This window comes from Nocardia tengchongensis (genome assembly GCF_054781395.1).
The window spans coordinates 217,615-226,411 of sequence record NZ_BAAGUM010000009.1 but is presented as its reverse complement, the minus strand read 5'-3'; the positions used below and the strand labels follow the sequence as shown (position 1 = coordinate 226,411).

At 68.8% G+C, this 8,797-nt stretch carries 7 protein-coding genes; 4 read left to right on the top strand and 3 right to left on the bottom strand.

The window, feature by feature from the left end:
• Window positions 1–181: 181 nt before the first annotated feature.
• Window positions 182–1,387, top strand: coding sequence for a GNAT family N-acetyltransferase (locus ACYVKL_RS24045; RefSeq protein WP_379168208.1), 1,206 nt, complete (start codon window positions 182–184; stop codon window positions 1,385–1,387).
• 128 nt (window positions 1,388–1,515) lie between these two features.
• On the opposite strand, the gene ACYVKL_RS24040 is transcribed toward ACYVKL_RS24045, so the two are convergent.
• A complete protein-coding gene (locus ACYVKL_RS24040; RefSeq protein ID WP_379168206.1) occupies window positions 1,516–3,192 on the bottom strand; it encodes a hypothetical protein in 1,677 nt (558 codons plus the stop codon).
• Window positions 3,193–3,388: 196 nt separating this feature from the next.
• On the opposite strand from ACYVKL_RS24040, the gene ACYVKL_RS24035 reads away from it, so the two are divergent.
• Window positions 3,389–3,784: a YccF domain-containing protein gene (locus tag ACYVKL_RS24035; RefSeq protein WP_379168205.1), complete on the top strand. Its 396-nt coding sequence runs from the start codon at window positions 3,389–3,391 to the stop codon at window positions 3,782–3,784.
• Between the two features lie 27 nt (window positions 3,785–3,811).
• On the opposite strand, the gene ACYVKL_RS24030 is transcribed toward ACYVKL_RS24035, so the two are convergent.
• Window positions 3,812–4,249: a MarR family winged helix-turn-helix transcriptional regulator gene (locus tag ACYVKL_RS24030; RefSeq protein ID WP_213558179.1), complete on the bottom strand. Its 438-nt coding sequence runs from the start codon at window positions 4,247–4,249 to the stop codon at window positions 3,812–3,814.
• A 109-nt stretch (window positions 4,250–4,358) separates the two neighbouring features.
• Between ACYVKL_RS24030 and ACYVKL_RS24025 the strand changes: the two genes are divergently transcribed.
• Together ACYVKL_RS24025 and ACYVKL_RS24020 are read left to right on the top strand one after the other, a co-directional pair.
• Complete coding sequence (locus ACYVKL_RS24025; protein WP_213558180.1) at window positions 4,359–4,601, top strand: DUF2530 domain-containing protein; 243 nt, start codon at window positions 4,359–4,361, stop codon at window positions 4,599–4,601.
• 99 nt (window positions 4,602–4,700) lie between these two features.
• Window positions 4,701–5,327: a TetR/AcrR family transcriptional regulator gene (locus tag ACYVKL_RS24020; protein WP_213558181.1), complete on the top strand. Its 627-nt coding sequence runs from the start codon at window positions 4,701–4,703 to the stop codon at window positions 5,325–5,327.
• Between the two features lie 107 nt (window positions 5,328–5,434).
• On the opposite strand, the gene ACYVKL_RS24015 is transcribed toward ACYVKL_RS24020, so the two are convergent.
• Window positions 5,435–8,665, bottom strand: coding sequence for a sacsin N-terminal ATP-binding-like domain-containing protein (locus ACYVKL_RS24015; RefSeq protein ID WP_417629433.1), 3,231 nt, complete (start codon window positions 8,663–8,665; stop codon window positions 5,435–5,437).
• Between the last annotated feature and the right edge of the window lie 132 nt (window positions 8,666–8,797).

Genomic DNA, 8,797 nt, shown 5'->3' with positions numbered 1-8,797 from the left:
GGAATCGCAGTCGGGGGCTGCGCTCCGGGGGGATCGCAGTCAGGGGGGCTGCATCTGGGGGAATGTCGGCCGGGGGCCGATCGGGGGGTCCGTTCTCAGGGGTGAGCTGCCGCGGCGGGGGCCGCAGCTCACCCCTGAGAATTCGGATGCGCCGGACGAGAAATCCTGGGATGTTCGAGTCATGGCATCGACGAATGGCATTACCGTGCGTTCGGCACGAGCTCAGGAAGCCGCGGAGATCACCCGGCTGTCGGACATGGCTTTCGGCATGCGCGGCACCGCGACCGACCTCGAGTACTGGCCGCAGGTCTTCCCGACCGAGCGGGCCCTGGTGGCGGTCGACGGCGATCGGATCGTCGGGCACGCCAACGACCTCACCATGACCGTCACGGTGCCCGGTGGGCGCACCGTGCAGGCCTGCGGCGTCACCGGCGTCGTGGTCGCGCCCACGCACCGGCGGCGCGGCATCCTTCGGGCGGTCTACACCGAGCTGCATCGGCGCACCGAAGCCGAGGGGCTGCCGCTCACTATTTTCTCGGTCAGCGAAGGCGGCATCTACGGCCGCTTCGGGTACGGCCCGTCCATCGCGGAGGTGGATATCTCGGTGCGCGGTCGGATCGCCGAATTCCGGTCCAGCACAGCGGATCCCGGCGGCGTTCAGATGGCGTCGCTGCAAGAGGCGGAACTCGCGCTGCCCGGGATCTACGACCGCTGGCGGCGGCTCACCCCCGGCGCCCAGGTGCGACCCGAAGCGCGCTGGCGGCATCGGATCTTCGCGGAAGCGGTGCAGGACGAGGACGGCGCCGCGCAGTTCTTCCTGATCCACCCGGACGGATACGCCATCCTGCGGCGCCGCTGGCAGGACTACAAGAACACCGTCACCGTCCGTGAATTGCGCGCGGTCACACCGGAAGCCCATGTCGCGCTGTGGCGGGTGCTGTTGAGCATGGATCTGGTGCACACCGTCAAGGCGAGCACGACCGACAGCGATCCACTCCCCTACCTGCTGACCGATCCCCGGCTGGTGGAGGTCGTCGGCCGCCACGACACCCTGTGGGCCCGCGTCATGGACGTCCCCGCCGCCCTCACCGCCCGCTCCTACCAGCGGGACCTGGATGTGGTGCTGTCCGTGGACGATCCGTTCCGGAACGCGGGCGGCGTCTTCGCGCTGCGGGTGCGGGACGGCGTCGCCGAATGCGAGCGCACCGACCGGACCCCGGACCTGGAACTCGGCATCGATGTGCTGGGCAGCCTCTACTTCGGCGTCTACCGGGCCCGGGTCTACGCCGCCGCCAACCGGATTCAGGCCAAGGACCCGGCGGTGCTGCGGGCGTTCGACGAGGCCTTCACCGGCGATCGCGACGCCGAACTGGGCTGGTTCTTCTGAAACAGGCTGGTTCTCCTACAGGCTGGTTCTTCTACAGGCTGGTTCTTCTACAGGAAGTGGCCGGGCAGCACCCGAGGGTGCCGTCCGGCCACTGACCCCACCCGGCCCTGGGACGGAGCCGGAGGTCCTTACTTCCCGGCGATCTTCGCCCGGAACGGTCCGCCGACGCTGTTGAACAGGAGGTCGCCGTTGGGCAGGCCCTCCACGATGGCGTACGCGCCGTTGCCGAGGTTGGATTGCCCGAAGATGGTGCGGTGCACGGTTTCTCCGGTCTTCCAGTCCAGGCCGGTGACCTCCCAGCCGTCGGCCTTGCTGTAGCCGTTGACGAAGACGATCCCGGTGTCGGTGGAGGTGGCCGGGACCATGGAGGTGGAGACCACGTCACCGCGCTCCCACACCGAATTCCACTGGTGCGCCTTCGGATCCCATTCGAAGCGCTGCATGCCGTGCGGCGGGGCGTCGACGGGGCCGTTGGCCAGCACGTCCACCAGGCGGTCGGGTTCGCCGCCCGCGCCGATGTTCTGCACCACGAACGCGCCGTAGCCGTTGACCACCACCGACTGCTCGGACTGGATGAACTCCGGCTTCGGATCGGTCTGACCGGCGGTCACCTCGATCTGGTCGGCGATGCGATTCGACTTGGCGCCCGGTTTCTGGGCGAAGCCCTCCGGAATCTTGTTGCGCCAGAACGCGACCAGCTTCATGTGGTCGGCGCCGTCGGTGATCACGACCAGCTCGTCGTCGTCCTTGCCGTAGCCCATCAGGGTCGGCGTGGACCCGGTGCCGATGCCGAACTTGACCGCCGGGGGCTGGCGGCCGAAGTCGTAGGGCGAGGACCAAGCACCGTCGCTCTCCTCGGTCGAGAGCTTGCTGCCGGTCCACACCACCTTGCGCATGACCTTGTCGCTGGCGATGTAGATGCCGCCGTGCTCGTCGTTGGCCATGGAGTTCGAGACGGTCTCGTCGCCGCCGAAGCGCACCTGCTGGGGCGTGCCGTCGAGGTCGCGATCGAAGACCATCAGACCGCGCGACGAGGCCACCACGACGTGACCGTCGTAGGTCATGCTGACGCCGACGATGTTCTCGGGCATGCCCAGCGAGGTGGTCTTGGTGCCCAGGTACTGCTTCAGGTCGACGTGCTTGACGACCTCGATGCCGTCCTCCGGCTTGTCCTTGTTCTTCAGCGCGAAGATGAACAGCTGCGAGTCGAAGGTGTTGAAGTAGACCCGGTTGTCCTTGTCGACCAGGCCGTAGACGCCGTTTGCGATGCGCGTCCAGTTCGCGCCGCCCCAGTCCTGGGCGATGGCGTTCTGGATCTGCCCGGCGTCGGTGAAGTTCTGGTCCAGCACCTGGTCCAGGGCCTGCGGGGAGATGGGCGCGACGCCCGGCGTGTCCAGGGCCGCGACCTCTTTGAACCCGCCGTCGGAGACGTCGACGTAGCGGACGCCGGCGCTGGAGGAGATCCAGCGGTATTTGTCGGAGGTCGAGGCCAGAGTCATGATGCTGACCGGTCCGACCGGCACCCGCGGCATGGCCTTGGGGTCGATGTGGAACGTGCCGCGCGGGATCGGGTCCGGGAAGCTGTCGGACTGCGCGGAATCCAGGTGGGTGATGGCGTAATGGTCGGCGGCGAGATAGGGGTTGCGCGCCGGGCCGGACCCGGAGGACGAGCCGCCGCCCTCGGCTTTCGTGCTGGACGCCGAGCCCGAACTCGAGGAATCAGCGTTACTGCATGCCACCAGGGTGCCGGTGGCGGCGAGCGTCAGGGCCGTGAGGCCGATCGATAATCGCTTTACTTTGCTCAAAGTGTGCCCATACTTTCTCCCGATGCCATCAAACGGCTATGGAGCTGGCCAGAGCCTAGATAGCGCGAGATTAGCAGTGGGGAGTTTCCGGCAGCGGAATGTGCACGCCTTTTCATCTACCACTGACGAGTGCCCCCACTCGGAATCGGGGTTTTCCCGGTGGTGCGGGGCCGGTGCGCGCTGGCATGCTGGAATCGTGAAACCGATCCAGCTGATTCTGAACATCCTGTGGCTAGTACTGGTCGGATTCTGGATGGCCCTCGGCTATGTGGTCGCCGGACTCATCTGCTGCATCCTGATCATCACGATCCCCTGGGGGATCGCGTCGTTCCGCATCGCCTATTTCGTGCTCTGGCCCTTCGGCCGGGAAGCCGTGGAGAAGCCCGGCGCGGGCGTGGGCTCGATGCTCGGCAATATCATCTGGATCATCGCGGCCGGCTGGTGGCTGGCCCTGGGTCACCTGATGACCAGCATCGCGCTGGCCGTCACCATCATCGGAATCCCGTTCGCCTGGGCGAATCTCAAGCTGATCCCGGTGTCACTGTTCCCGCTGGGGCGCGAAATCGTCGACAGCGACCGACCTTTCAGTTGATCGGATACAGCGGTTACCGAACGCCGGCTACTCCGACTCGTCCACGATCTGCTTCATGATGCCGACCGCTTCCACCAGCACCCCGACCTGGCCGGGCGACAGCTGCGACAACTGATCGGTCATCCACGCCTCGCGCGCCTGGTTCTCGTCGGCGATCAGCGCGCGGCCCGCGTCGGACAACGACACGATGATCTGGCGGCCGTCGGTGGGGTGCGGATTGCGTTCCACCAGATCCATTTCCGACAGCGACGCGATGACCCTGGTCATCGACGGCGGCTGCACCCGCTCCTTGGCGGCCAGCGCGCCCGGCGTCATGGCGCCTTCCCGATTCAGTGTGGCGAGCGCGGACAGCTGCGTCAGCGAAATCTGGGCATCGGCCCGCCGGCCGCGCAGATGCCGAGTCAAGCGCACCACCGCCAGCGAGAGTTCACCGGCGAGCGCTCGAATGTCGGAAGGCGTTGTCACAGAGGCAAACGATACGGGAACGCCCGCGCGGGGGTCGGCTGTTCGCCTGCTCCGTGACCTGCCGCACCGGCGCGCCACCCGAACCGCGCTCGCCCTCTAGTCTGGTGTGGTGACCCCGCCGACCGTTCCGGAGATTCCGCCGCGCTTCACCGATCCGCGTCCCGTGCTGGCGGTGGGCGCCTTCGTCTTCCTGATCGCGACCGTGGCGGTGTGGCTGAACGACGCGTGGGCCACCGCGCGGCCGGTGTGCCTGATGGGTCTGGGCGTAGGACTACTGGCCTACACCATCTTCGCGATTCAGCGCCGAAGTGCACGTCGCGGTGATAAAGGCGCACAACGCGGTCTGGATTAGCCCGGGGAAGCGACTGGTCATCTGACCAACAGGGGTACCGAGCAACCTGGTGGAGCGTGCGAATTGACTGCACGCGTCCCGGGCGCTTAACTCCCTGGAGTGTCCTCCCGATTGAGCGTCGAAGAACGACGGGCCCACCTTATCGAGGCAGCCATCGGCCTTGCCGAAAAAAAGGGCGTGGCCGGGGTTACCACCCGCGATGTCGCGCAGGCAGCCGGTGTTTCCCTCGGTGTGGTGCATTACTGTTTCGAAAACAAAGATCAGCTGATGACCGAGCTGGTCAAGGCGCTTTCGATGGAATTGCGTGATTCCGTCGACGCCAACGAAACCGTATGGCAGGACGTCGGCACCGGAAAAGCCGCACTGCAACAATTGGTGCGCGCGGGCCTGGAACTCATGTGGCTCAACATCGAAGCCACACCCGAACGCCAACTACTCACCTACGAAACCACCACCTACGCGCTACGCGAAGGCGAGCAGACCCCCGCGAAACTCGCGATCGCGCGCGAGCAGTACACCTTCAACGACTCCACGGTCGCCGACATCTTCGAGCACGCGCGCGAAGCCACCGACTGCCAGTGGACCGTTCCGGTCGGCACCCTGAGCCGCTTCATCCTCGCCACCATCGACGGCATCGTGCTGCGCTGGCTGGTCGACAACGACAGCGCCGCCGTCCGTGACCAACTGGACGTCCTCGCCACCACCGTGGCAGCCCACGCGGCCTGACCCGGCTCCCATCCCTCCGGCGCGGGCAGCGGAAACGCCCGCGCCGGACCTGATTCCGGTCCGCCGCAGGCGATCTCGCGCCCACCCGTCACGCGGTGGGCGAATTCTCAACGCCGCGCGAAGTTCTGGGGCTGCCCCTGCACGTGGGTGACATCGCCCTCGCGCCACCACGCCACCACCACCGTGGCCTCGAACGCGCCCGACAAGCGGACCCGCAATTCGTCGTGCACCACGAGATCGCCTGCGAGCAGCGGCAAATCGAACTGCAAACGCAGCAGGACACCCAGCGGATCGGCGGTCCAGCTGGTCTCCCGGCCCTTGCTCACCACCTCCGCCGTCACCGCCTCCGAGGCCAGCGGCAGATCCAGCAGCGTGGCCAGCGGACGCGCGCACGCCAGGTCACCGACCACCAGGCGATCGGGGGGCAGCGCCGGGCCGAACCACGGGCGGTCCAGCACCAACGCGTCGGCGGCCGGGATCACCTCGCCGGTCAGCGCCCGCACCTGACCCGGCAGCACCAGGTCCGCGGTGTCCAGGCGGCCCGCGTCGAGCGCCTCCGCCAGGCGGCGGTAGGTCTGCGAAATCGATTCGGGGGTGGGCATTCTCGCCGGATCGGCGAGCGCGTCGAGGAGTTCCTCGGCGAGCGCGGGCGTCAGCACCTCCGGGTCGGCGAGCACACTGCGCAGCACCCGCAGATCATTCGCGTCGAAACCCGGCAGTTGCGGCAGCAGGCCCGCGAACAAGGTGTCGTCCGGGTGGCGCAGCAGGCCCAGCGGGATGCCGTCGATGTGCGCGTGCTGCCGCAGCCACCACGCGGTGTAGCCGTCGCGGTCGGCGACCAGGCGGCGGGTGGACTCCTCGGACAGCAACAGCCGCAGGGCTTCCGGCCACTCGGCGTCGTCGACCAGGTCCAGATCGCGGACGGCCACCAGCTCCGCCGGATCCTCGACCAGGCTCTCCCACCAGGACTCCTCGTCGTCGAGGTGATGGTCGGGGCCGGTCGGATCCGACTCCGCCACCAGGGTGAAACCCCAGCCGACACCGATGGCGCGCAACGCCTCCGGGCCGTACCGCTCCAGCACGGCGGCGTCCACGGTGGTGAACGGCGAATCCTCGACCAGGACCCGGCCCAGCGGCGCACCCGGCAGCAGCAATTCGTCGGCGGGCGTCGATTCGCCTTCGACATCGGGCAATTCGACCAGACCCAACCAGGACGGCAGCACGCCCGGCGCGGCCGGGGAGTGGGCCGCCAGAGACAGCACCGCGTCCACGGTGTCCGGATCGCTCGGGTCGTCCTCCAGTGCCGCCTGCAAGCCCGGATCGTTCAGCAGATCCTCCGGCGTGGCCGGGCGCGCACCCAACCGGCCCAGCAGCTCGTGCGCCGCCTCCGGATGCGCCAGCCGGGCCCAATGCACCGGAATCGCCTGCTCCAGCTGATCATCCAGCACCACCGTGCGCGGCCCGGTCACCAGCCGACCGTCCACCAGCGGCACCGCCAGCGCCCCCAGCTCCTCCACCGACAGCGGATCCACCGCGAACGACTCCAGCGCGTCGTACAACGAATACCACCACTGCGGTTCCCGCTCCAGACTCCCCGACAACTCCGCGATCCGGGCCAGCCCGACCCTGTGCACATCCAGCACGGCGAGCGCCTCGGTATACATCCGGCCCGACAACTCCGGAATCACCAGCGGCCCCACCATCTCCGCCAGCAGATCCGCCAACTCCGTGGTCGCACCGGTGAAAACGGTCGCTCGGCGCGGCGAGGCCACCCCGACCCTCGAATCCGCCGCCGCCGAATTTCCGGCGGTGCGCGATTCATCCACAACCGTCCCCAGCCCGAACGAGCCCGGCTCCACGGCGGGTGCCAGGTCGTCATCGGCCAGGTCCGCGGCACGGTCCAAGTCGGCGGCCCGCGCCAGATCAGCGGCAGCGGCCAGATCGCCCGACTCGGCCGCGACCACATCGTGCGGCCCGATGGCGTCATGGGGTTCGACAGCGTCGGAAGGCGATTCGTCCTCGGGCAGTTCCCACAGGGGCAGCGTCTCCGGCTCGGCCGCGCGGGTGGCGCGCGCCTTGGCGATCGGCGCCGCGGCCTCCCGGCCGGCGGCAGCCGCATCCGAAGACCTGCCGGCGGCGGAGATCGCACCCGGCTCCAGGTCACCGGTGGCTCGCGGGCCGGGGGTGGGTTCGGCGAGGGCGGCGTCGAAATCCGCCGGGGCGAGCGCGGGTTCGAGGTCCTGGCGGACGGTGAGGACCGGGAGCCACTCGTTGTCGCGGAGTTCGGTGATCAGGGCTTCGCGGAGCAGGGTGTCGGCCTCGCTGCGGGCGAAGCCGGGGGTCGGGACCAGGACCAGGCGGTCGCGGGGCGGGAGGGCGCGGGCGAAATCGGCGTAGCCGGCGGCCAGGGCGGCCAGGGGCGCGCCGGGGAGCAGGCGGCGACGGTCGGGCTGCATGGGGATGTCGGCGATGAGGACGGCCGGGATGGACAGTTCCTCGTCGGAGCGGGTGGGGGCGCGCAGCACGTCGGGGCGGGCGGCGACCGGGCGGCCGTCGCGCACCGGCAGCAGCCAGCGGGCGCGGTCGGTGCGGTACTGCCACCACCGAGTCTCATCCGAATTCGGGCCGGTGACAACGAGTTCGGAGATTCCGTCGCCGAGATCACGCCGGGTGCTCCTGATCTCGTCGTCGCCGATGCGAATGTTGCTCAGGGCGGGCAGTTCCAACAGCAGGTCGGCGGCTTCGGCGCGCATCTCGGTGAGCAGTTCGACCGTGTCCACCGATTCGCGCAGGCGCAGCACGATCTCGCTGTCGAACCCGTTCGCGGGCCGCTCCTCGATCGCCCACGCCAGCCGCAACGCGGGCGGCTCGAAATCGCCGGGCGCGCCCGGGATCTCGATGCCCTGCACGCCGAGCAGCGCCCAGGTCTCGGCCCGCGAGAAGCGCACCGAGCCACTGGTGGACCGGAAATCCACCTCGTCCGACACCGTCAGCACCGCGGTGAAACCCACCCCGAACCGGCCGACGGTCGCACCCTCGGTCTTGCCCGAGGCGCGCAGCGCGGTCAGCGCGTGGACACCCGAAACATCCAGCGGGGCACCACTATTGGCGATATGCAGGGTGCGGCCGTCCAGCCACACGGCGATCCGTCCGGCGACGCCGGCCTTCGCCGCGGCGTCGGCGGCGTTCTGCGCCAGCTCGGTCAGCAGCCGGTCCCGGTATCCGGCGCGCACCAGGTCCGCCTCGGTGGCGGCGTCCTCCCGCAACCGGGTGGGCGAGCCGCGCCAGGCGGCCACCACCCCGGCCCGCAGTTCCGCCGTTCCGAACGGATCGGTGATTTCGGTCGCGACCACGGCTTACGCCCTTTCCCGAAAAACGGTTGTTGGCACGACAAGGCCAAGCATCCGGGGTATTACACAGGATCCGGCGCGATCCACCGAATTCCGCGCTCGCCACGGTGCAGCCGGCGG

Excerpts from the sequence above, each read along its gene's own strand:
- ACYVKL_RS24045 (WP_379168208.1), top strand. The coding sequence starts at position 182 with ATGGCATCGACGAATGGCATTACCGTGCGTTCGGCACGAGCTCAGGAA.